The sequence below is a fragment of the Candidatus Glomeribacter gigasporarum BEG34 genome (assembly GCF_000227585.1).
Lineage (GTDB): Bacteria > Pseudomonadota > Gammaproteobacteria > Burkholderiales > Burkholderiaceae > Glomeribacter > Glomeribacter gigasporarum_B.
Window position 1 is genome coordinate 101,185 of sequence record NZ_CAFB01000038.1, and the last position, 21,582, is coordinate 122,766.

The 21,582-nt window shown below is 54.2% G+C and carries 23 protein-coding genes; 8 read left to right on the plus strand and 15 right to left on the minus strand.

What is annotated here, in order from left to right; all coding sequences use genetic code 11:
- Positions 1-238: 238 nt before the first annotated feature.
- The 8 genes from CAGGBEG34_RS03395 to sctF form a co-directional block, all read right to left on the minus strand.
- The gene (locus CAGGBEG34_RS03395; protein WP_006682462.1) at positions 239-1,429 is read right to left on the minus strand and encodes a hypothetical protein; all 1,191 of its coding nucleotides are present in this window, start codon (positions 1,427-1,429) and stop codon (positions 239-241) included.
- Positions 1,416-2,312, minus strand: coding sequence for an adenine-specific DNA-methyltransferase (gene yhdJ, locus CAGGBEG34_RS03400; protein ID WP_006682463.1), 897 nt, complete (start codon positions 2,310-2,312; stop codon positions 1,416-1,418). Before yhdJ ends, CAGGBEG34_RS03395 begins: the two co-directional genes overlap by 14 nt.
- A 60-nt stretch (positions 2,313-2,372) precedes the next feature.
- Positions 2,373-3,026 carry a FliH/SctL family protein gene (locus tag CAGGBEG34_RS03405; RefSeq protein WP_006682464.1) on the minus strand — a complete coding sequence of 218 codons (654 nt, stop codon included), beginning with the start codon at positions 3,024-3,026 and terminating at the stop codon, positions 2,373-2,375.
- A gap of 172 nt (positions 3,027-3,198) precedes the next feature.
- A complete protein-coding gene (locus CAGGBEG34_RS09595; protein ID WP_006682465.1) occupies positions 3,199-3,837 on the minus strand; it encodes a type III secretion system domain-containing protein in 639 nt (212 codons plus the stop codon).
- A gap of 57 nt (positions 3,838-3,894) precedes the next feature.
- Positions 3,895-4,692: a type III secretion system inner membrane ring lipoprotein SctJ gene (gene sctJ, locus CAGGBEG34_RS03420; RefSeq protein ID WP_102033268.1), complete on the minus strand. Its 798-nt coding sequence runs from the start codon at positions 4,690-4,692 to the stop codon at positions 3,895-3,897.
- Positions 4,693-4,694: 2 nt separating this feature from the next.
- Positions 4,695-5,117: a hypothetical protein gene (locus CAGGBEG34_RS03425; RefSeq protein WP_006682467.1), complete on the minus strand. Its 423-nt coding sequence runs from the start codon at positions 5,115-5,117 to the stop codon at positions 4,695-4,697.
- Between the two features lie 26 nt (positions 5,118-5,143).
- On the minus strand, positions 5,144-5,440 hold the full coding sequence (locus CAGGBEG34_RS03430; RefSeq protein WP_006682468.1) for an EscG/YscG/SsaH family type III secretion system needle protein co-chaperone: 297 nt from the start codon (positions 5,438-5,440) through the stop codon (positions 5,144-5,146).
- Between the two features lie 39 nt (positions 5,441-5,479).
- Positions 5,480-5,713 (minus strand): type III secretion system needle filament subunit SctF, encoded by a 234-nt coding sequence (gene sctF, locus CAGGBEG34_RS03435; RefSeq protein ID WP_006682469.1) that lies wholly within the window; start codon positions 5,711-5,713, stop codon positions 5,480-5,482.
- Between the two features lie 273 nt (positions 5,714-5,986).
- On the opposite strand from sctF, the gene CAGGBEG34_RS03440 reads away from it, so the two are divergent.
- On the plus strand, positions 5,987-6,670 hold the full coding sequence (locus tag CAGGBEG34_RS03440) for a response regulator (RefSeq protein ID WP_006682470.1): 684 nt from the start codon (positions 5,987-5,989) through the stop codon (positions 6,668-6,670).
- Between the two features lie 91 nt (positions 6,671-6,761).
- On the opposite strand, the gene CAGGBEG34_RS09600 is transcribed toward CAGGBEG34_RS03440, so the two are convergent.
- The 3 genes from CAGGBEG34_RS09600 to CAGGBEG34_RS03455 are packed head-to-tail and all read right to left on the minus strand — an operon-like array spanning position 6,762 to position 9,912.
- The gene (locus CAGGBEG34_RS09600) at positions 6,762-7,892 is read right to left on the minus strand and encodes a transglycosylase SLT domain-containing protein (protein ID WP_006682471.1); all 1,131 of its coding nucleotides are present in this window, start codon (positions 7,890-7,892) and stop codon (positions 6,762-6,764) included.
- The gene (locus CAGGBEG34_RS03450; protein ID WP_006682472.1) at positions 7,889-9,445 is read right to left on the minus strand and encodes an EscC/YscC/HrcC family type III secretion system outer membrane ring protein; all 1,557 of its coding nucleotides are present in this window, start codon (positions 9,443-9,445) and stop codon (positions 7,889-7,891) included. Before CAGGBEG34_RS03450 ends, CAGGBEG34_RS09600 begins: the two co-directional genes overlap by 4 nt.
- A gap of 2 nt (positions 9,446-9,447) precedes the next feature.
- Positions 9,448-9,912 (minus strand): hypothetical protein, encoded by a 465-nt coding sequence (locus CAGGBEG34_RS03455; RefSeq protein ID WP_042687941.1) that lies wholly within the window; start codon positions 9,910-9,912, stop codon positions 9,448-9,450.
- Positions 9,913-10,013: 101 nt separating this feature from the next.
- On the opposite strand from CAGGBEG34_RS03455, the gene CAGGBEG34_RS03460 reads away from it, so the two are divergent.
- The 3 genes from CAGGBEG34_RS03460 to CAGGBEG34_RS03470 are packed head-to-tail and all read left to right on the plus strand — an operon-like array spanning position 10,014 to position 13,563.
- Positions 10,014-10,439, plus strand: a complete 426-nt coding sequence (locus CAGGBEG34_RS03460) for a DNA polymerase III subunit chi (RefSeq protein WP_006682474.1) — start codon at positions 10,014-10,016, stop codon at positions 10,437-10,439.
- Between the two features lie 2 nt (positions 10,440-10,441).
- Complete coding sequence (gene typA, locus CAGGBEG34_RS03465; protein ID WP_042687988.1) at positions 10,442-12,265, plus strand: translational GTPase TypA; 1,824 nt, start codon at positions 10,442-10,444, stop codon at positions 12,263-12,265.
- A 14-nt stretch (positions 12,266-12,279) separates the two neighbouring features.
- Positions 12,280-13,563: a DEAD/DEAH box helicase gene (locus CAGGBEG34_RS03470; RefSeq protein ID WP_006682476.1), complete on the plus strand. Its 1,284-nt coding sequence runs from the start codon at positions 12,280-12,282 to the stop codon at positions 13,561-13,563.
- An 81-nt stretch (positions 13,564-13,644) separates the two neighbouring features.
- On the opposite strand, the gene nagZ is transcribed toward CAGGBEG34_RS03470, so the two are convergent.
- The gene (nagZ, locus tag CAGGBEG34_RS03475) at positions 13,645-14,673 is read right to left on the minus strand and encodes a beta-N-acetylhexosaminidase (RefSeq protein WP_006682477.1); all 1,029 of its coding nucleotides are present in this window, start codon (positions 14,671-14,673) and stop codon (positions 13,645-13,647) included.
- Positions 14,674-14,698: 25 nt separating this feature from the next.
- Positions 14,699-15,100, minus strand: coding sequence for a coiled-coil domain-containing protein (locus CAGGBEG34_RS03480; protein WP_006682478.1), 402 nt, complete (start codon positions 15,098-15,100; stop codon positions 14,699-14,701).
- A 217-nt stretch (positions 15,101-15,317) separates the two neighbouring features.
- Here CAGGBEG34_RS03480 and CAGGBEG34_RS03485 point away from each other — a divergent pair, with 217 nt between their 5' ends.
- A complete protein-coding gene (locus tag CAGGBEG34_RS03485) occupies positions 15,318-16,268 on the plus strand; it encodes a hypothetical protein (protein WP_042687944.1) in 951 nt (316 codons plus the stop codon).
- A gap of 61 nt (positions 16,269-16,329) precedes the next feature.
- Positions 16,330-16,845: a YadA C-terminal domain-containing protein gene (locus CAGGBEG34_RS03490; RefSeq protein ID WP_050009300.1), complete on the plus strand. Its 516-nt coding sequence runs from the start codon at positions 16,330-16,332 to the stop codon at positions 16,843-16,845.
- 42 nt (positions 16,846-16,887) lie between these two features.
- Here the strand turns inward: CAGGBEG34_RS03490 and radA are convergent, their stop codons facing one another.
- A complete protein-coding gene (radA, locus tag CAGGBEG34_RS03495) occupies positions 16,888-18,243 on the minus strand; it encodes a DNA repair protein RadA (RefSeq protein WP_006682479.1) in 1,356 nt (451 codons plus the stop codon).
- 45 nt (positions 18,244-18,288) lie between these two features.
- On the opposite strand from radA, the gene lplT reads away from it, so the two are divergent.
- Together lplT and ygfZ are read left to right on the plus strand one after the other, a co-directional pair.
- Positions 18,289-19,542 (plus strand): lysophospholipid transporter LplT, encoded by a 1,254-nt coding sequence (gene lplT / locus CAGGBEG34_RS03500; protein ID WP_006682480.1) that lies wholly within the window; start codon positions 18,289-18,291, stop codon positions 19,540-19,542.
- Positions 19,543-19,635: 93 nt separating this feature from the next.
- Positions 19,636-20,667 (plus strand): CAF17-like 4Fe-4S cluster assembly/insertion protein YgfZ, encoded by a 1,032-nt coding sequence (gene ygfZ / locus CAGGBEG34_RS03505; protein WP_006682481.1) that lies wholly within the window; start codon positions 19,636-19,638, stop codon positions 20,665-20,667.
- 103 nt (positions 20,668-20,770) lie between these two features.
- Here the strand turns inward: ygfZ and CAGGBEG34_RS03510 are convergent.
- The coding region (locus CAGGBEG34_RS03510; protein ID WP_203224832.1) for a TraB/TrbI/VirB10 family type IV secretion system protein at positions 20,771-21,582 on the minus strand (812 nt) is incomplete at its 5' end.

Below are 21,582 nucleotides of genomic sequence, written 5' to 3' on the forward strand. Positions count from 1 at the left end.
ATTTGCAACGACAGGCGATATGACCATAGCCGAATAATACAGATCGGGTTTTTCAAAACTACAACACTGCCTCAAGAATTGCCGATTGTCACGGGCGCGCGGCCCTCGTGTGCCAACACGTCCTGGCAATCAATCTTCGATCCGTTTCCACTGCGCTTCTCGTAAATAGCACTTATAGCTCATCATTTAAAATTTTTTAGTGTTTCCCTTTCAAACAAAAGTTCAGACTTGGTTTTGCTTAATTGTTAACGCGGCCAGAGGATATCCTGCTAATTTCTTCATTTTCGTCGTTATAATTAAACTCTACCTTGCTTTGGATAACAATTTCATCCATAACTTTTTGTAATTGGTTAGCTTTGAGTACGATGTCGAAGGCAGCTACAAGATCTTCAATGTTGATAATCTCTTCAACAGCTTCCATATAGGAATTAACGACAGCTTCAATTTTATACTTGGCCACAGCTTGTGCGCGAATAGCATTGCGTATTTGATTTTTGGACTCATTAGATTTAACCACAAAGGTAATTGGAAAGCGCTGCACCTTGTCAATATCAAGGAAATATTTATTAACATCGACTGTTTCTGTAACCTGGAAGAAGCGCCCTAAGGGCCTCATCACAAAATCAATTCCACCATCGTTGGCGTTTGTTCGCCCGGTCTTATAGAGAATAAGCCACCTTTCAGCAACTGAATTCTTTGTACCGCCAATCCATACAGTCTCTTGACCGTACTTCGCCTTGAGAACCGCATAACTTACGATTTCAAAGATGCGTGCGTCAACATTCGGCTGTAACTGTTGGATTACAAAATCGACTGCTCTATTGGGATTTTGTTTCCCGAGTTCTGAAATTTGGCGGCAAGCTTCAAGGAAACCCTCGAAAGCTGCTTTTTTTGCAGCAACATATGCGTCTATTATTTCGATAATTGCGTAAGCAATATTATATGTATGATTAGTCCCATCTTTTCGACGTATCGTAACATGAAGAAGGTCTTCTTGAATCCAGTACCGTTGTGTTGTCAGGTCACGCACAATCAATGGTTTTTTAATGACCGGATAGAACTTTTCAAATTCGTCGTTTAGACGTGCATTGAGTGCATGGTTTTGAAACTTTGCACCGAATGGAAGCTCGCGCTGCCGCCTAAACAGATCAGAGAACTTCGCGCCTTGGTATTTTGAGTAGGGTATTTCTGCTTTACCTTTAGCAAAACCCTTCTGTATGTAATCCTCAACCACAACATATAGCGCATAGTGATTAGCAAAGGCACCACGCGCTTTTGATCCCTGGTTTGCAGATTTGGTTTTGTTATTCAAATAGCCAAGAACTGGGCTAGCCTGGAAAACATCTTCTGCATAATCGCCATAATGGCGTCTCAGAATATCAAGAATGTTCGGGGTAAATGAGTGCTGTATGATTTCAAATTTGAGCATTGAAAAGTCCTGATTGCTTTTCTTCTCTAATTCTGTCAGCTATATTTTTATCGTTTCTACGCACAAAAATTTTATCCATAGCGCGCAGTTTTTCTCCTTGGAAATGGCTTGCAATACCAAGCCGACGAAGACCAATCTTGATGTAGTCAAGCTGAAGCTCGATACCAATCGAGCGGCGACTGAGTTGTTGCGCTACGGCACATGTTGTAAATACACCGCCAAAAGGGTCAAGTATACAATCACCCACATTTGTGCTTGCCTTGATAATGCGCTTCAGAAGTGCCTCTGGTTTCTGGCTGGGGTGCTGTTCATATTCAGGCATACGATAGCGAACGCGAGGGATATACCAGATATTTCCAGGAGTTTTCGTTGATTTATACGGTGTTGGCACTTCTTTACGGTAGTCAATAAGTTTTCGGACAGCGCCTGTTCGCGTTTCAACTTCAATTTCTGTAGCGTTAAAAGTATAACTTTTTGGATTCTTGACGCAGAAAAGGATTGGCTCGTACAAAGAGCCGAAGTATGTGCGAGCCTGAACGCCTGAGCTATCGTAGTGCCATACGATGCGAGAAAGAATAGTTAGGCGGTTACGTAGCCAGAGATCCAAATAAGGCATAGCTTGTGTGCTGGCCATAACGTAAAGGCTGCCAGAAGACTTGAGCTTTTGGATACATATTTCCAGCCATTGAAAACACCACTCCGTGTAGTCCTTTTCGGATGGCCAGGAATCTTTGAATCTCCCAAACTTTTTGCCGATATTATAGGGGGGGTCGGCAAATACGAGATCAATTGAGTTGTCTGGAAGTGAGGGGAGTACTTCTAGGCAATCACCATGAAAAATTGTGGTATCGCCCTTTGTGTACTTATCAAAGGAACACTTCATTGCTTTTATAGGCTTAATAAGTCAGTCAACTGGATCAAACACTTTCGACATATCTCTACCTTAGATAGGAACCGAAGACCCCTTTAATGCCGACAAAACCTGTTCCCAGTGCCGCGCAAGATCGAATTCAATCCGTAAAAACTCCATTTCAAGAATCGCCTGTCCTTGAGCCAGAGCCGGGTCTGCACTGTAGTCAATCGCTTCAGGCAAGCCCTCCTGCGCTAAACGCGCCGCCAGCGCGTCACGGTCATCGGGATGCAAGCGGATGCGGGACGGAAGGGGTTGTGCACGGTCGCGCACCTGGACAGTCAGCCAATGGGCCAGCTGCTCAAGCCGATCCTGATGATCAATCCATTCGCGCAACACGGCTGTCAATAGATGACGCACGCGCGCCTCCATCCGATCCACAAGCGCGGATTCAAAGCGCGCCTCTTCAACCAGCCACTGTAGACCTTGTTGAACCCATTCGTCGCGCGTCTGACGGATCAACGCTTCTTTTTCAGTCTCGCCGAGATGGGCCGCCTCCGCGCGAATCTGCATTGCCTCTTCGTGCGCTTCGCACAATATCGTCTGCGCCTGAGTCTGCGCGCGGCCCAGAACGGCCTGGGCGCGCTCAAGCAATGAACACACATCTGCATGCAAAATGGCTTCTGATGTGCTTAGGCCGTTCAGAGACTCAACGGGTACATTAAAGGGGTTTTCTTCAGCGCGCATGGGCGAATATTGTACGGATGGAGCGGCTGCTTGCGGTCAGGAGTTTCGCACAGCCGCGCTGGCTGCGTTTTTAAAGCCTGTTTTATTGAAAATAGGGCATTTCTCAGCGGGATTGCAACTGGCGCGAGCGCATCGCTGCGCCCCGCAAGCTGCTGAAGAATGCTCTAGGTGTTTATAGAAAACGAGCCAGGCGGAACAGCATCTTCAGTCCAAACAATGCCGGCGTTTTATTTAATGGCACCGTGTTAAAAATGCCTGGCGCAAACAGGATTTCAAGCGCGCGCAAGGCATGGTTGGAGTGCGCTGTCTGCCTGTTGGGCAAGGCGCCTGCAAGCGCTGCTGCACCATGCATCCACGCGACTTCGATCAGTTGCTCTGGTTCAACTAAGGTTGCCCGCGTATCCCGCGCATAAAAACCTTCGGGCGCGCGCGCTGTTGAGAACATATTCAATTGAGCGCAAGACACCGCATCTAGATAGGGTTGAACCACCTTGAGATAGGATTTAAGTACCCAATATTCAGGCTGCGCAAGACGTAATAAACCCAGCGCAAGCAGTAAAGCGGGCAGTCTTTCCGAAAGACTCAGCACATGCGATTCAAGCGGCGTCAAGGCGCAGGGCGCAACCGCTGCCGGAAATTTCCGGCGCGCCACAATGGCTTGATCGATCCAGCGCCGGCAGTGGGGGATGGTGCAATATACGGGCTGACATGCGTCCAGCTCCAACATTTTCCACCACAACGGATGCATCGACGCGCCCGGACGCCATATCAGCGTATAAAGGCGCGCTATATTGGGTTCAATAGAAGTCATTTAGCCTTTCGCCTATTTATGAAATGACTTCTAGTCGATGTCCGCCCGCTCGTTTGATCATGATGCACGGCGCGCGTTCCAGATTGAAAAGCCGGCGGCAACAACCAGCAGGGCAAATACGGCAGCAGCCAGTCCGCCAAACCATAATGGATGCTGAACCAAGCGCACCCACCATGACTGCATTGCCTGCTGCGCCTGTGAGGGCGTATAACGATAGCTCGCCGGCGCCATGACCACGCTGATATGATCATCCTGAATTCCCGCGACCCCTTGACGGACAAGATCCCGTATTTGCCCCTGCCAAGTGGAAAGGTTCATCGCTGGCGAATATTTGATGAACACTGAAGCGGTTGGCCGCACCGTCTCAATGCCTAGGCTATCTGCCGGCTCTGCGCCAATCGACACGCGCGCCACAATCACGCCATCGATATTCATCAACATGGATTCAAGACGCTGTTCCTTCAGATAATTCATCTTCGCCTTTTCCTGCTCAGGCGATGAAATAAATTGATTGGAGGGGAAAACATCCATCACCGATGCGTATTTGGGACGCGGATAGCCGTTTTGCCGCAACACTTCGACCGCCTGAATAAACTGCGTTTTTTCGACCTGCAGCGTTAATGCGCCCGCCTTATTTTGCTGTTTGGCCGCACTGATTCGGTTCATCATCAGCAACGCCAGCATCTGATTCGCTTCAGATTCGGTCAAGTCGGAATAAAGCGTCACTTTGCAACCGGCCAACAGCGCGCTCAATAGCAGCAAGTAAACGACTAGAGCATTTTTCAGTGATTTTCCCAAGGAGCGAGCGCGAAGCGACACAGGGAAAATCACTGAAAAATGCTCTACAAAGCGCATTGTTATGCCATTGATGTCAGTTTATTAATACCCTGCGTAATCCCATTCGTGATTTTTGTCAGCAGTTCCAGCTTCAGGGTAGCCATCGCCACTTCGCCCTGCACTTTGAGCGCCGCTGCAGGATCTTGCGCAGCGCTCAAAGTGTCTGACCGGAAACGCTTTTTAATCTCCTGCTCCTGAGACTGAAGCGCGCCAAGCAGCGCCGTATCCGATGGCGGCGCAACAGCGCCCGCCTGAATGGGGGAACCCGGCATTTTTTGCAGCATTTCGCTGGATTGCTGCAGCCTGGCCGCATTCATCCATTGCGCAAAATCGCTGATCTGGCGAGCGCTCGGCGCTGCTGCAGCGGACTGCGGCGCTGTTTCAGACAGCATTTTAGGCAGCAAGGCGGGCGATACATTCAGATTCGAAATATCAATAGTCATAAGAATTCCTTGATTCTTAAAAAGAATTAACCCATCCAGGCGCGCCTTTTGCGTTCCATCTCTTCAAGATATTCAACAATGGTTTGGCGCAGCACACGCGCATCTTCATTGTCGATGCCTTTCAGGGCATTTAATGCACTGCGCGGTTTTTTTAAACCAAAACGGATCATCGCCGTTGTCAAAGCCTTCGTCTCACGATCCAGACCAAGCGCTGGCAGCGCATTCAGCAAACCCTGAGCGGGCATTGTCAAACCATAATTGGGCGCCGCAATGGCCGCTTCGACCAGAAGCCGTTTAATCTCTTGTTGAAGAACAGCGCTCACCCTGACCCTGCCTCTCTCCCGGAGGAATAGGGGAAATGTCTACCCAATACGCTGAATAATCGACTGACATCTATCTACATACACTTTCACGATAGAACTGGGTAGATTGCTGAGTACCGACAGCTGTCCTAAAAATAGCTGAAACTGGGACATGACCGCTGGATTGGAAAGATCGCCCGTATCGATCAGGTTCTGGACTTTTTGCGTAAGCGCCTCTACCTGTTCGTTTGTCTTTGCCATAATCTGCTCAATCAGCGATGCATTACTGTCCATAGTCCCTCATTCTCATTCTATTTTATAGCCAAGCGCATTTCATCTGATACGGCGGCTTCAAAGCTCGCCGTATTTGTATACTGTCTCCGCGGCTGCTTCCTTGTCTCAGATGAAATGCGCTTGGCTATGGTATACAGATTCCAGCTTCTATCAGCTTTAAAGAGTAACATATTTTGTAAAGAGAAGAACCACAACAGTTTGCGTTGATTTCAAGAATCAAGCTTATACTTTCTGTGCTGATCACATTGATGGGGCACCACTTAGGAGTCGCTTGTGAACTCGAATCATGCAGAAGCGCGCACGGTCACACAAAGAACCTGTACTGTCTTGATTGTGGATGACCATCATCTGATGCGCGAAGGGCTGCGCACTCTGCTTGATGATGTTCCAAACTTGAAGATCATTGCTGAAGCGGAAAATGGGCAAGATGCGGTTGCGCTCTGCCATACGCATCATCCGTCCATTGTACTGATGGATTTGAGTCTGCCTGAGCTGGACGGAATTGAAGCGATTCTGCAGATTCATAAGGGTGTGCCAAACACTAAAATTCTAGCGCTCACGGCCAGTGCTACAGAAGTGCGCGCAGCCGACGCGCTGAATGCCGGCGCTCTTGGCTATGTTCTGAAACGCAGCAGCAAGAAAGAGCTGTTGCAAGCGATGGATATCGTGTTTCACGGCAATCTGTATCTGGACCCAGCCTTGAACGAGCGGCAAGTCATTGCGCTCATGGCCGGTACCGAAGAAAGCCGGCGTTTTGCGCTCACCCGGCGGGAAAAGCAAGTGCTCAAGCTGATTGCGCAGGGAGATCGCAACCGCGAGATTGCGAACAAACTGACCATCAGTCTCAAAACCGTGGAAACGCACCGGCTGAATCTGATGCACAAACTGGATGCGCATAATGCGGCCAAATTAACGTGCAGGGCGTATCGGCTTGGGGTGCTTGATAACGATGTGTAGAAGTCATTTCATCAATGGCTGTGAGGCTGTGATTGCCGAGTCGGGCGGCGCTGCTGAAAAAGCGACGCTATACAAGCCGCTGAAAAATGCTTTAAATGGTTCGGCGTATCCGCCTGTTCATCCGCAGTAGATAACTCTCGCTCTCTTTAGGCAATGCAATGCGCCAGTTTGCGCCGTGCTGCGCAACCGCTTCGTCGATATTGCGCGGTCCCCAGTTATAGGCGGCGATGACCTTATCCCAATCTCTCTGATATTTGTGCGCCAGTTGCGCGAGATAAGCAAACCCGCCGCGAATATTGTCACGCACATCAAACGGGTTCACTTTAAGTTCGCGCGCGGTCTCCGGCATCAGTTGCATGATACCAAGCGCGCCTTTAGGCGAAGTCAGAATACGGCCCTGCGCATCCGTATGCCGTCCGCGCGATTCAATCCAGATCACCGTCTGCGCCAGGTGCAAAGGAATCTGATACTGCTGACTCACGGCTGCAATATAGCCTTCCCCGATGCTTTGCGCGCTCAGTTCAAGCGCTTTGATGCTCCAATAACCGGCATGATCGGGAAAGCCCAGCCAAGCCGAGATCCGGCTTGCCGAGCGAAATAGCGTTGAAAGAATGCCCGCTTTGGTTTCAGAAGCAGAGGAAGCCGCGCCCGGCGCAGCGTCATGAACAACAGGCGCCGCATCCGCGCGCGCGCGCTCTTTGTCTCCGGATGAAAAGTTGAGCTTCCAGGCGCGTAAACCAGGGAGTTGGCTCAGTTGGCGGCTCACGGAAAACCAGCGCTGATCGCCTGGATCACCCAGATCGGGAGCCGTCGTAATCACCACCGCGTCCGGCGTGGCTCCAGACTCCACTCGTGCATTTGGATAGCCATTTCGATGCAGTACCCAGGCAACGCTGCGGCGCAACTCATCTGCGCAAACCGTCTGATTCTGGTAGGCAATATCGCTCTGTTCCAACTGTTCCAAGAATGGCGCAAGCTTGGCCGTGTCCTCGCACCTCCCGGAAAGCGTGACGATGCCCATTTCATCGCGCGCAACGCGCCCCTGAAATCCCGCCCCGGCGCGCAAGGCCGCTGAATACTGCTGCACGTCGAATGATTGAGCGGGCAAAGATTCCAGCGCCCTTTGCCATCGCCATGCCACAGCGCATAGCGCCAGTGCGCCGCAACTTGTCAGAAACGCGGCGCACAGGAGAATACGCCGCCGCATCTTCGCTTTCATCATGAATCTGCGCGATCCAATTGCGGCTGAGCCTTGATCAAGAAGAGCCGCACCACATTGTGCGTGCTATCCCTTTTACTGCGGAACAAATGGCCTAATACCGGAATATCTCCGAGGAGCGGGATTTTATTTTCCCCCTGTCTTTGCGCATTCTGCACAAAGCCGCCTAACAACAGGCTTTGGCCCGCCTCTAAAGTCGCTTGTGTGGAAATCTCAGAATTCTTGATTTGCGGCAATCCTTCCCGGCTGCCTTCAACGGGTTTAAGCTGACTGCCATCCTGGATATTGAGCGTTAACATGATCTGTTGTTGCTCGTTCTCATTTTCAATCAGGCGCGGCGTCACGCGCAGCAGCGAACCGGTCACGACCGATTCCAGTTTGACCGCCTTTTCTCCCTCCAGTTTGGTATAAAAAGTAATATTGTTATCCAGCACCGCCTGCATATTGTTCAGCGTCACCACCGAGGGGCGCGATAGAATTTTTGCTTTGGAATTCTGTTGCAGCGCATTGAGCCGCACCAGAAAGCTCGGCGTATCGCTCAATATCGTGCTGAACATGCCCATGCCCTCTTTTTTCGCCGGATTGCTGTTAAAGCTCACCGAGCCGAAACGGCCCAGATTTGCGGCGGCGGACCAATCGACGCCCAGCTCGCTCAAATTGGATGCATCTACATCAATAATCGCGACCGATATTTCAATCTGAACTGGCCGCTGATCCAGTTGCTCAATCAGCTTTGCATACAGCGGCATATTCACCTTCCGGTCGCGCACGACCACCGCGTTCTGTCTTGAGTCCGCTGAAAATGAGGGCAAGACATTGGTCATCAGATTTGCGGGCATCACGGGCCCGGCTGCCTCGCCAGACATATTTTCGCCCGCTGGAGAACGGCTTTGGATCATGTCGCGCAACACGCTGACCACGCCCGGTATCCGCACTTGCTGACCGCGATAGGCATAGGCGCTATCCGCAGCGGAGGCAAAACGCAGCGGGAAAATCTGTACCGTTTCCTGATTCTGCGCCTGATCAAGCACTTTCTCATCCAGATTTTTCGCCAGTTCCGTCACCCGATCGATACATTTCGGTACACCAAAGACTTCAAGCGCATTGAATTGCCCCACTTTGCGCAGCGCGCAGTATTGCTGCGCTGCGATGCCGCCATGCGTCAAATAATGAATCAGACGGTCCGTCCCCAAATAGCGCGGCGTAATAATCTGGCTCTTTACCTCGTCTCCCTTATAGACATAGAGCGCCTGGCCATCGTAATACGTCGCGAGATTGAACAATTGCGCAAAGCGGCGCAGAATCGCGTCCGGCATCTCGTTGCGAATCGTGCCAGTGAAATAGTCTTCCACCTGCGCGCTGACAATAATGGGAACGCCATAATTCGCGCCGATGTCCTGCAGCGTCTCGGAGACCTTTGCGCCGCGCGTGGCCATGAAATACGGCGGCCCTTTCCAGGGAAGGCGCGTTTGCGTCCAGCCGGCGCGCATCGCTACGCAGCACAACACGGCGGCGCCTAATATTCCAATGCTTTTCACCACACTTTTTTCCTGCATTTCTAGGCAAATTGCGCTGCTTGAGACGTATGACGCATATTGCGGTGACTGCTACGGCGCGACACTTTAAAACATCGGTGATATAAAAAACGCATGATGTAGACCATATTGTCGAGCGCGGCAAAAACCGCGTCCGGCGTCTGCACCGCTTCCGGATCAAAGCGCTTCCAGAGCAACCAGAAACAGCCCTCATGCTGCAAACCCAAATCCAGCGCAAAAGCGCTGGATGCCAATAATAAAGAGAGGCGATGCGCTTGCTGAATCTGCGCGGGCGGCGGATTGTCCGCCTGACCGCCGCGCCCGGAGTTACACGGAAACGCAAGCGCAAATACGGCGCCTAATGCGCACCGCTGGGCGCGCCCGGCAGCGCCGCGGAACAGAAATTCGACGCGCTGCGCGCTGGCTTTTTCAATACTGAGATAAGGCACTCGCTGGAAATACAGCGAGAAATCATCTATGTGCATCATGTATCAAGTGCAACTGCGAATTATAATAGACTCAGAAGTTTCGCGCAGCCGCGCTGGTCGGCGCAGCGCCCCTTGCCGTACTGGCTAAGAAGCCTGTAGAAATGACGCGAATCGACTTTCACACCCATGTGGGCATTGATGCCCAACGGCTGAATTATGCGTGCCGCCTGGCGCGCAAGGTGTACGCCGCGGGTGAAACGCTGTGCGTCATTGCCGATGATGACTTGTTGCGCGCCTTTGATGCGCAACTGTGGACATTTTCCGCGCTGGATTTCATCCCGCATTGCCGAGCGGAGGACGCGCACGCGACGGCAACGCCGATCATTCTGGGCGCGCATGGCGTTGATGCGTCCGCGCAACAGATTTTACTGAACCTTGGAACGGAGATACCGCCGGATTTCGTGCGCTTCACCAGGCTGCTTGAAGTTGTCGGAGCAGAAGAAGCACAGCTTCACGCCGCGCGCGCGCGTTACCGCTTTTACCGGGACCGCGGTTATCCCATTCATATGTATCAATATTCTGCATGACTCTGACTCGCGCACGCCGCAATATTGCCATCATCGCGCATGTCGATCATGGCAAAACCACCCTGGTCGATCAAATGCTCCGCCAGTCTGGTGCATTCCGGGAGAATCAAACGGTCGCCGAGCGCGTGATGGATTCCAATGCCCTGGAAAAAGAACGCGGCATTACGATTCTCGCCAAGAACTGCGCGATTGAATACCTTGGCACGCATATCAATATTGTCGATACGCCTGGCCATGCCGATTTTGGCGGCGAAGTCGAGCGCGTCCTGTCGATGGTCGATAGCGTGCTGCTGCTGGTGGATGCGGTCGAAGGGCCGATGCCGCAAACCCGTTTTGTGACCAAAAAAGCGCTCGCGCAAGGCTTGCAGTCGATTGTCGTTGTCAACAAGATCGACCGGCCCGGCGCGCGCGCCGACTGGGTGATCAACCAGACTTTTGATCTATTCGACAAACTGGGCGCATCCGAGCAGCAGCTTGATTTTCCGGTCATTTACGCCTCTGGCCTGCACGGTTACGCAGGCCATGATGCACGCGTGCGCACAGGCACCTTACAACCTTTGTTTGAAGCCATCCTGCAATATGTCCCTGTGCGCACTGCGGACCCAAACGGGCCGTTGCAATTGCAAATCGCCGCGCTGGACTATTCGAGCTATGTTGGACGCATCGGCATCGGCCGCATCTCGCGCGGCGCGCTGAACAAAGGCCAAACCGTTGCGCTGCGCTTTGGCCCAGGCGGCGACGTATTGCCGCGCAAAATCAACCAGATTCACCAGTTCAAAGGACTGGAGCGCGTCGAAGTCGAGCGTGCGCAGGCGGGCGATATCGTGTTGGTTAACGGCATTGAAGAGATCGGCATTGGCGCAACCCTGTGTGATCTGTCAAATCCGGAAGCGCTGCCGATGATCGCGATCGACGAACCCACATTGACCATGAATTTTTGCGTGAATACCTCGCCGCTCGCGGGCCGCGAAGGCAAATTCGTCACCAGCCGGCAATTGCGCGAGCGATTAATGCGCGAACTGAATCACAATGTGGCATTGCGCGTCAAAGACACCGAGGACGAGACGGTTTTTGAAGTCTCTGGCCGCGGCGAACTGCATCTAACGATTCTGATCGAAAATATGCGGCGCGAAGGCTATGAACTGGCGGTTTCGCGTCCCCGCGTTGTCATGCGTGAAATCAACGGTATTCAGCACGAGCCATTTGAACTGCTGACCGTCGATATCGAAGACGCGCATCAGGGCGGCGTGATGGAAGAAATAGGCCGGCGCAAAGGCGAGCTGCTCGATATGGCCTCGGATGCGCAGGGGCGAATCCGTCTTGAGTACCGGATTGCGGCGCGCGGCCTGATCGGCCTGCAAAGCGTCTTTATGACGCTCACGCGCGGCACCGGACTGATGAGCCATATTTTTGACGCCTACGCGCCCGTTGCCGCAAATAGCGGCGGCATCGGCGCACGCCGTAACGGCGCGCTGATTTCCCAGGATGACGGCGCGGCGGTTGCATACGCGCTCTGGAAACTGCAGGAACGCGGACGGATGTTTGTACATCCGGGCGATACCCTGTATGAAGGCATGATCATCGGCATTCACAGCCGCGAAAATGATCTCGTGGTAAATCCGGTGCGTGAAAAGAAACTGACGAATATCCGCGCCGCCGGGAAAGATGAACACATCGATCTGGTTCCGCCGGTTCCGCTCTCCCTTGAATATGCGGCTGAATTTGTCGATGATGACGAGCTTGTCGAAGTGACGCCGCAGTCCATCCGGTTGCGCAAACGTTTCCTGAAGGAGCACGAACGCCGCCGCGCACAACGGTCTGTTTAACAATACCTGCCACAATGTCTGACATATTCAGCCACTTTAGCCATTTTGGCCTGCATGACGATCTTTTGAAGTCCATTGCCGAGCAGGGTTACGCGGTGCCAACACCGATTCAGGTGCATGCGATTCCGGCGGCACTCGCCGGTCGTGATGTGATGGGCGCGGCGCAAACCGGCACCGGCAAAACCGCCGGCTTCTCCCTGCCGATTCTGCAGCGGCTGCTGCCGCTCGCCAACGCCAGCGTCTCGCCGGCGCGGCATCCGGTGCGCGCGCTGATTCTGACGCCGACGCGCGAACTCGCCGATCAGGTTGCGGCTAATATCCGCGCTTATGCCCAATACACGCTGCTGCGCAGCCTGGCCGTTTTTGGCGGCGTCGATATGAAAGCGCAAGCGGGTGAATTGCGGCGCGGCGTCGAAATTCTGGTCGCAACGCCGGGCCGTCTGCTTGATCATCTGGAACAAAAAAACCTTCAATTGGGCCAAACCGGTATACTGGTGCTTGATGAAGCGGACCGGATGCTGGATATGGGTTTTCTGCCGGATTTGCAGAAAATTCTGGCGGCGCTGCCGCGCGAGCGGCAAACGCTGCTGTTCTCCGCCACGTTTTCAGATGAAATCCGGAATCTCGCCGCATATTATTTAAACGATCCGGTCTCGATTGAAATCGAGACGCGCAATGCAACCGCCGTCAATGTGCGCCAGCTCGTATATGAAATCGACGAAAACGACAAAGCAGATGCGGCTGCCCGGCTGATTCGTTTGCGCGGGCTGAAACAGGTCATTATCTTCTGCAACAGCAAAAGCGGTGCAAGCCGGCTGACGCGGCAGCTCGCGCGTCGCGGCGTCAACGCCGCCGCCATTCATGGCGATAAAACGCAACGTGAACGCATGCAGACGCTGGATGCATTCAAGCAGGGCGCAATTGAAGCTCTGGTTGCAACGGATGTGGCGGCGCGCGGCCTGGATATCGCCGAACTGCCTGCGGTGATCAATTTCGACTTGCCTTTTAACGCCGAGGATTATGTGCATCGCATCGGCCGGACCGGACGCGCGGGCGCGCAGGGCGATGCGCTTTCATTGTGCAGCCCGTCTCAATATAAACAACTGGCTGGCATTGAAACCCTGATTCAGCGCCGCCTTGAACGCGCAGCGCTTGCGTCCGGTGGCGCACACTTTAGCCAACCGTGTTCACCTTTCCTGAAAGCGCCGGAATACAAGCCAAACACGCAGCTTGCCCCCTGTCCACCGGCAAAACGTCCGAGAGCAGCGCTTTTGGGAGGATTGATCAGGAAAACATAAGGACATTCTTAGAGCATTTTTCAGTGAGATTGCTACTTTCGCGAGCGCAAAGCGACATAGTGCAGGCCGCTGAAAAATGCGCTAGAGCCTGTTTAACAGCGCGCGCGCCGCCTGATAGCGCGGTTGCCGCGTAAGCGCGTCCCAGGACAGCGCTGCGCCGCGCGCCGCCAGGCTGCGCAGACGCGCGGAGGAATCAGAAGAAGGCGCATGCCGCACCCGGTCGAGTACTTGCTGCGTTTGATCTGGACAATTACACACAAGCGCCATATCGCAGCCGGCGTCAAGCACCGCCTGTGCGCTTTCAACGATATCTCCCATTGCGCGCGCGCCTTCCATCGATAAATCGTCGCTCAGAATGGCGCCGCTAAAACCAAGCCGCCGGCGCAGAATATCGCGCAGCCAGATCTTCGAGAAGCCGGCGGGCCACGCATCGACGGCTGAATACACCACATGCGCGGGCATCACCGCGACCAGCGCCAGATCGACCCAGACATAAGGCTGCGCATCATGCAGGAGTGTATCGAGCGCGCGGGCATCGACCGGCATCGCATGATGCGAGTCCGCCTCTACAAAGCCATGCCCCGGAAAATGTTTGCCGCAGTTCGCCATGCCCGCCAGCGCAAGCCCATGACACAGATGTTTCGCCAGCGCTGCCACAATCGCTGGATTGGCATGGAAAGCGCGATCACCGATCGCGGTTGAGCGGCCATAATCCAGGTCGAGAACCGGCGTAAAGCTGAAATCAATGCCGCTGGCCCGTAATTCCGAAGCCAATATATAGCCGGCGGCGGTCGCTGCGCACGCGGCGAGCGGCGCATCATCGTCCCAGCATTCGCCGAGCCGGCGCATCGCGGGTAAATGAGTAAAGCCATCACTCCTGAAGCGTTGTACGCGCCCGCCTTCATGATCAACTGCAATCAGCGCATCATGGCGGATTGAACGAATCTGCACAGTCAACGCCGCGAGTTGCGCGCGGTCCCTGAAATTGCGCGCGAACAGAATGACGCCGCCCATGTTGGGATGCGTCAGCCAACGCTGTTCATCGCGGCTCAGTTCACAACCGGAAAGGTCGATCATCACAGGCCCAAGCGGGCGCCGTGCAGTTTTCATAAGAGATGAAATGAAGAAAAGAGACTCAGCTTAAATGTAGAAGTTTTGGAAGAAGGGGGCCTGTATTGATCAGAAGAAAAACGACGCTGCCGAGCCAGATGATCTGGCGCAAAGAGGCTTCCTTGATTTCTTTGCGCAAGGACTCGTGTTTGGCGTCTATGTCCTTGCGCAAATCATGGATTTCATGGCGTACATCATCGATTTCATAACGTACATTCGCAATCTCTTGCTTCATATCACGGCGCAAATCATCGATGTCTTGTTTTGTGTCTTTGCGCAAATCAGCGATGTCTTGCTTGGTCGCAACGTCTGAAGACTCATATGCCTTACGAACAGCGACAGACATTGCCCTCGCCTGTAGCTCAGGAATACCTGCTTCTTCAAGTGTATCTACGAATTTAAGCGTGTCAAAAGCGGCATGTGCCATAGATCAATTCTCCTTGCTTCAAATTTTACCACGGCGCTGCTGCTGAACCTTTTTCAGATTTACAGCCTAAAACACGCATTTTCTTAAAAAACTTGACCATGAAAGGAATAAACGCTATAGAATCCCACGCGTTGATATGCGGTTAACCGTAAAGAAAATACGCGCCGCCCAAAGCAGGAGTTCTATTGAACATGGATATTTCAATGGAGGAGGAGAAATGAATCAAAAATCTTCAAATCAACTGAAAAGCATCGCGACGCGCACCCGCTGGACGCTGCATGCCGCGCTATGGATGGCGGGCGCCAGTGCTATGGGATTGACAGGGATAGTGCAGGCGCAAGAAAGCATCCTGGGCAAAGGCGCATTGCAACTGTGCAGTGAGGATGAAAGCAACGGATATTCACGAGGACACAGCAATGACAGCACCGAAATGCCATGCAATAATACTCAATGGACCTTTTCCTTGCACAACGCTGGCGACACTCGTGGCAGGCATGGTTTTAATAACGCGACTGCGCGCGTCACTGGCTATAAAGATGGCAAGCTTGAACTGAAGGGAGAGCGCGTCCATCTGATGGGGCCTACCGTATTTAACAGCAATGCGAATTTTGGAAACAACAGGATTGAGAGGCTTGCCGCAGGCTTTGAGGACCATCATGCCCCGAATGTGGGTCAGCTCAGGATAGTGACCAATGCGCTGAATATGAGCATTAATAATGACGGCACGGTCGCCGGCCCTACCTATAACATCGGCGGCACCACGCGTACCACGATAGGCGGCGCGCTGGGTGCAATGGATAGCCGGTCGGTCAAATACGATTTGAATCCCGACGGCACGGTCAATTACAGTCGAGCGACACTGAATCCAGACGGCGGCGCGCCAACCACGATCGGCAACGTCGCTGCTGGACAGACCGCGAACGATGCGGTGAATTTTGATCAACTGCGCAGGGTTGAAGGATTGATTGATCAGACGGGCGGTCGAACTCCACTGGCGGTGCTCTACGATAACGACAAGAAAGACAGTGTGACTTTGGGCGGCGTGACCCGCTCTGCAGCGGGCATTGCTTTAAAGAACGTGAAGGACGGCACTATTGCAGAAGGCAGCAAGGACGCAGTGAACGGCGGCCAGATGGCGACGCTGCAAAAATCGGATCACGAATATTGAGAATCGCGGCGGATCTCCGTATATCGCCATTGATGCGCAACCAAATAGTGCGCGGGCTTCAGTGAAACAAGGTTCAGGCTCGACAGCGCTGGGGGTGAATGCGCAGGCAAATGCGAATAATGCGGTCGCGCTCGGCAAGGATTCGGTAGCCAACCGCGATAATACCGTCTCTGTCGGCGCTGCGGGCAAAGAGCGTCAGATTACCAATGTTGCTCAAGGCGAGAAACCGACGGATGCGGTCAACGTCCAGCAGTTTCAAAAAGGCTTGGAGGATACCTTGGCCAAAGCGGATCAAAATGCCAGGGACCTGTTCAATTCAAGGGTCAGGAATTCGATGGACGATCTTGAGAAAAAAGCGTTTTCAGGGATCGCAATGGCAATGGCGATGGCGATGCTCCCGGATGTGGAGAAGGATAAAAGCGTCGCCTTGGGCGCCAGCGCTGCGGGCTTCCGTGGCCGCGCCGGTATTGCAACGGGCGCCGCGATACGCTTCAACGAGCATCTGAGAGCGAAACTGGGTCTGAGTTTCGGTCAATCCTCCGCATCCTTCGGCGCAGGCGTGGCGGCTCAGTGGTAACAGTGGAAATACGAGGCATTTTTCAAAAGCCTGTTCACGGAGTCAGACCGTGAGCAGGCTCTGTTCGATACGCTCCACCGCCCTTACCTCCAGCCCCTCTAACGCCCGTTTAGGCGCATTCGCCTTTGGAATCAGCGCCGCGGAAAATCCCAGCTTCGCTGCTTCCCGCAAACGCTCCTGACCGCGCGGACACGGGCGGATTTCTCCCGCCAGTCCCACCTCGCCAAAAACCACCAGTCCGCGCGGCAGCGGCTGGTTGCGCAACGATGAATGAATTGCCAGCAGCACCGCAAGATCGGCGGCCGGCTCGGTGATTTTAACGCCGCCCACCGCATTCAGAAACACATCCTGATCGAAACAGGCAATGCCTGCATGCCGGTGTAATACCGCCAGCAGCAATGCGAGCCGGTTCTGCTCAAGCCCGACCGCGAGCCGGCGCGGATTGGGCACATGCGTGGTATCGACCAGGGCCTGAATTTCGACCAGCAGCGGACGAGAGCCTTCCTGCGTGACGAGCACGCACGACCCGGGCACCGCCTGCGGATGGTGTGATAAAAAAAGCGCGGACGGATTGGACACGCCGCGCAGGCCGCGTTCAGTCATTGCGAAAACGCCGAGTTCGTTGACCGCGCCGAAGCGGTTCTTAAACGCGCGCACGAGCCGGTAGGTCGAGTGCGACTCGCCTTCAAAATACAGAACCGTATCGACGATATGCTCCAGCACGCGCGGACCGGCGAGACTCCCCTCTTTGGTCACGTGTCCGACCATGATGATCGTGACACAGGACTGCTTGGCAAGCCGCGTGAGCTGCGCGGCGCACTCGCGCACCTGCGCGACCGATCCGGGCGCGGAGCTGAGCGCTTCCGAATAGATCGTTTGAATCGAATCAATCACCGCAACGCTGGGCTGTTCGGATGCAATTGCGACCTGGATTTTTTCGAGTTGGATTTCAGCCAGCACGCGCAATTCGCGCGCGCGTTCCATCAAACCCAAACGCTGCGCGCGCAACGCAATCTGCGCTTCCGATTCCTCTGCGCTGACATACAAAACGCGTTTTTCAGGCGCAAGCGCCGCAAGCGACTGTAGCAGCAAGGTCGATTTGCCGATCCCTGGATCGCCGCCGATTAGCGCCACACCGCCCGCGACCAGCCCGCCGCCGAGCACGCGGTCGAATTCACCCAGCCCGCTTGATATACGCGGCGCGCCAGTCGCTTCAATATGCGCCAACTTCTGCACCGCTCCGGTCCCCGCCAGCGCCGGATAAGCGCCCGCGCGCGCAGTTGCGGTTTCAGTCAGGGTATTCCAGGCATCGCACGCCGGACACTGCCCCTGCCATTTCGGCGCGCGCGCGCCGCATGCGTTGCATACATAGAAGCTTTTTATTTTGGGTTGCGTCATACTGAAAATTTTTTGCCGAAAAAGACTCTGTAACTGACTGAACTGATGAAGAATGGCTTTTATACCATCATGGCGGCGCAATTTTTCTCTTCGCTCGCCGATAACGCGCTGTTAATTGCCGCGATTGCCCTGTTGCATGACATCGCTGCGCCGGCCTGGATGACGCCGCTGCTCAAGCTGTTTTTTGTTTTCTTCTATGTTGCGCTGGCGGCTTTTGTCGGCGCCCTCGCCGATGCAATGCCCAAAAGCCGCGTGATGCTGATGACGAATACAATCAAATTCATCGGTTGTTTCACATTGCTGGCCGGCATGCACCCGCTTCTGGCCTATGGTATCGTAGGCTTCGGCGCAGCGGCATATTCACCGGCTAAATACGGCATCCTGACCGAACTGTTGCCGCCTGAAAAACTGGTAATCGCGAATGGCTGGATTGAAGGGACCACCGTTGGCTCGATCATTCTCGGCACGGCGCTCGGCGGCTGGCTGATTCTGCCCCGGGTCGTGCAATCCGTGCTCGATCTGCAACTGCCTTTGATCCACACGCGCACCCAGGCCGCGCTGCTCTTCATCAGCGGTCTTTATATCCTTGCTGCGCTGCTCAATCTCGGCATTCCGGACACCGGCGCGCGTTACCCGCGGCAACCCCGCCATCCAGCGCGTTTGCTGAATGATTTTGCACAGTGCTGCCTGAGCTTATGGCGCGACCCGCTCGGGCAAATCTCTCTGGCGGTGACAGCGCTCTTTTGGGGCATCGGCGCAACGCTGCAATTCATTATTCTGGAATGGGCCGAAGACGCGCTCGGCATGAGCTTATCCGAAGGAGCGGCGTTGCAGGTGATTGTCTCGGTCGGCGTTGCCGCCGGCGCAATCGTCGCGGCAATCCGCATTCCTTTAAAACGTTCCTTGGACGTTCTGCCGGTTGGGATGCTGATGGGCGCCGCATTGATTGCCATCGCATTCTACTCACGCGATATATTCCCATCTGAATGGAGCATCGCGCTCGGGCCGCTGCATCTGCCTGTATCGGTATTGATATTGAACCTGTTTCTGCTCGGCGTTGGCATATTGGCTGGATTCTTTATTGTTCCGATGAACGCACTGCTGCAACACCGCGGCCACGTACTGCTCTCCGCCGGCCACTCGATTGCGGTGCAGAATTTCAACGAGAATCTGTCGATACTCGTGATGCTGTGCCTGTACGCGATACTCATTGGACTGAATGTTCCGATTCAGGCGATCATTGTAATTTTTGGCGCATTGATTTGCACTGTCATGTGGCGGGTGATGCGGCGGCGTTAGAGCATTTTTCAACGGCTTGCCCTGTGCCGCTTCGCGCTCGCGCCAGTGGCAATCTCTCTGAAAAATGCTCTAGGCAAACCGGCGATTTGAGAAATGAGTTTTGACTTCCTGAAAACAGGCGCGCTGAGCGGCGCGTTTACTGTCCTCGATACATGCTCGATCATCGAGGTCAATGGTACGGATGCAGCGGGTTTTTTGCACAATCAACTGAGCAACGATATTCAGCATCTTGACGATGCGCACGTGCGGCGCGCCGGGCTGTGCTCGCCTAAAGGACGTTTGCTGGCCTCTTTTCTGGTCTGGAAAAGCGCTGAAGCAGTCCAACTGATGGTATCCGCCGATTTGCGCGCCCTGGTGCAGCAACGCCTGGCGATGTTTATTCTGCGCAGCAAAGTTAAGCTGATCGACGCGCACGTGCGTTTGATCTGCGTTGGCCTGGCCGGTGATATTGGCCGGTGCCTGAAGCGGATTTTCCCGATTCTGCCAGACGAGGTAAATGGCAAAGCCGAAAATGAAGCGGGTGTGTTGATCCGGCTTACGGACAGTCCTGAGAGCGTTGCACCCTATTTTTCCTCCGCATCCGCGCCGCATCGCGCCGCGCACGCGCGCATTCTATGGGTCGCGCCCCGCTCCGTATTGGATGTGCATTTGCATATGCTCGATGCGGAACTGAGGCGTATGGATCCCATCGCATGGGACTGGCTCACATTACAGACGGGAGAACCCTGGATTACGGCGGCCACACAGGCGCAGTTTGTGCCGCAGATGATCAATTTTGAACTCATCGGCGGCGTGGATTTCCACAAAGGCTGCTATCCAGGCCAGGAAGTGATTGCGCGTATGCATTATCGCGGCGCCCTCAAGCGCCGCATGATGCTGGCGCACACGGCGGATGCACAGACTCAGGCAGGCGCATTTGTGTTTCACTCGCTGGATCCAGGCCAGCCCTGCGGAACGGTGGTGAACGCCGCGCCTGCGCCTGAGGGAGGCAGTGACTGTTTGGTTGAACTCAAACTTGCAGCGCTGGACTGCGGCGTTATTCATCTCCATGCGCCGGACGGTCCAACACTTCTTTTGCGCGCCCTGCCCTATGCGGTGCCAGAAGTTAAACAGACGCTGGCTTAGAGCATTTTTCAGTGATTTTCCCTGTGTCGCTTCGCGCTCGCCGTATTGTTCATACTGTCTTCGCGCTCGCTCCTTGGGCCAATCGACTGAAAAATGCTCTAGCCTATGGACGATAGGCATCTGGAAATACAATATCCCGCGTTGCAATGATATTGAAGGTATAGCCTGGGGGGCGCGTTAACGTCGGTTGAACACGTATTCCGCGCCGGATCATTGCCTCGCCGGTGCGCCCCAACTGCTGTCCCAGGGACTGCGAAATTGTCTGAAACTCATCGTCCAGCGCGCGGCCAGTCGCTGCGCCATGCCGCTGTGTGCGTTCAATACCGGCCGAGAATACGGCCATCAATAATGCATTTCCGAAAATACGCAATGTATGCCGGTTCACATCCGCGTCAAAACCCGCGTGGCCTGCTTTGTCCACGCCCGGCATGCCGTTCAGGCGGATGCTGCTGGCGTCGGGGAAAATCAGCCGGTTCCAGACAACCAGAATGCGCTGTTGTCCATAGGCAATCCGGCTGTCATAGGCGCCGATCACCTTTGTTCCCTGTGGAATCAGCACGAGACGGCCAGTCGCGGTGTCATATACATTTTCAGTCACGCGCGCGCACGTCTGTCCTGGAAGATCGGAATTCAGCCCGCATTCGAGCGCGGCGGGAATGACCCAGCCGGCCTTGATCTCGAACGGAGACACAGGGTGCTGCTTTTTGGCGCTCAGATAGATTTTTGGCAGCACGCTCTTTGAACGCAGGAACTGCTCTTTGTGTTCCTGCTGGTTGGGGTCTGTATCCTGTAATACAGAGGCCGCGTCTAACGGAAAAGCTGGATTTTGGGCGGCGCGCGCCGCCTGCGCAGCCGCATCCAGCGCAGCGGCAATCCGGTCTGATTGCGCGCGCCTCAACGGATTCAGATCAGAAG

What these genes read in the sequence shown, in the direction of transcription:
- CAGGBEG34_RS03395 (WP_006682462.1), bottom strand. Translation starts at nt 1,429, where the DNA reads ATGCTCAAATTTGAAATCATACAGCACTCATTTACCCCGAACATTCTT.
- yhdJ (WP_006682463.1), bottom strand. Translation starts at nt 2,312, where the DNA reads ATGAAGTGTTCCTTTGATAAGTACACAAAGGGCGATACCACAATTTTT.
- CAGGBEG34_RS03405 (WP_006682464.1), bottom strand. Translation starts at nt 3,026, where the DNA reads ATGCGCGCTGAAGAAAACCCCTTTAATGTACCCGTTGAGTCTCTGAAC.
- CAGGBEG34_RS09595 (WP_006682465.1), bottom strand. Translation starts at nt 3,837, where the DNA reads ATGACTTCTATTGAACCCAATATAGCGCGCCTTTATACGCTGATATGG.
- sctJ (WP_102033268.1), bottom strand. Translation starts at nt 4,692, where the DNA reads ATGCGCTTTGTAGAGCATTTTTCAGTGATTTTCCCTGTGTCGCTTCGC.
- CAGGBEG34_RS03425 (WP_006682467.1), bottom strand. Translation starts at nt 5,117, where the DNA reads ATGACTATTGATATTTCGAATCTGAATGTATCGCCCGCCTTGCTGCCT.
- sctF (WP_006682469.1), bottom strand. Translation starts at nt 5,713, where the DNA reads ATGGACAGTAATGCATCGCTGATTGAGCAGATTATGGCAAAGACAAAC.
- CAGGBEG34_RS09600 (WP_006682471.1), bottom strand. Translation starts at nt 7,892, where the DNA reads ATGATGAAAGCGAAGATGCGGCGGCGTATTCTCCTGTGCGCCGCGTTT.
- CAGGBEG34_RS03450 (WP_006682472.1), bottom strand. Translation starts at nt 9,445, where the DNA reads ATGCAGGAAAAAAGTGTGGTGAAAAGCATTGGAATATTAGGCGCCGCC.
- CAGGBEG34_RS03455 (WP_042687941.1), bottom strand. Translation starts at nt 9,912, where the DNA reads ATGATGCACATAGATGATTTCTCGCTGTATTTCCAGCGAGTGCCTTAT.
- CAGGBEG34_RS03460 (WP_006682474.1), top strand. Translation starts at nt 10,014, where the DNA reads ATGACGCGAATCGACTTTCACACCCATGTGGGCATTGATGCCCAACGG.
- CAGGBEG34_RS03470 (WP_006682476.1), top strand. Translation starts at nt 12,280, where the DNA reads ATGTCTGACATATTCAGCCACTTTAGCCATTTTGGCCTGCATGACGAT.
- nagZ (WP_006682477.1), bottom strand. Translation starts at nt 14,673, where the DNA reads ATGAAAACTGCACGGCGCCCGCTTGGGCCTGTGATGATCGACCTTTCC.
- CAGGBEG34_RS03480 (WP_006682478.1), bottom strand. Translation starts at nt 15,100, where the DNA reads ATGGCACATGCCGCTTTTGACACGCTTAAATTCGTAGATACACTTGAA.
- CAGGBEG34_RS03485 (WP_042687944.1), top strand. Translation starts at nt 15,318, where the DNA reads ATGAATCAAAAATCTTCAAATCAACTGAAAAGCATCGCGACGCGCACC.
- radA (WP_006682479.1), bottom strand. Translation starts at nt 18,243, where the DNA reads ATGACGCAACCCAAAATAAAAAGCTTCTATGTATGCAACGCATGCGGC.
- lplT (WP_006682480.1), top strand. Translation starts at nt 18,289, where the DNA reads ATGAAGAATGGCTTTTATACCATCATGGCGGCGCAATTTTTCTCTTCG.
- ygfZ (WP_006682481.1), top strand. Translation starts at nt 19,636, where the DNA reads ATGAGTTTTGACTTCCTGAAAACAGGCGCGCTGAGCGGCGCGTTTACT.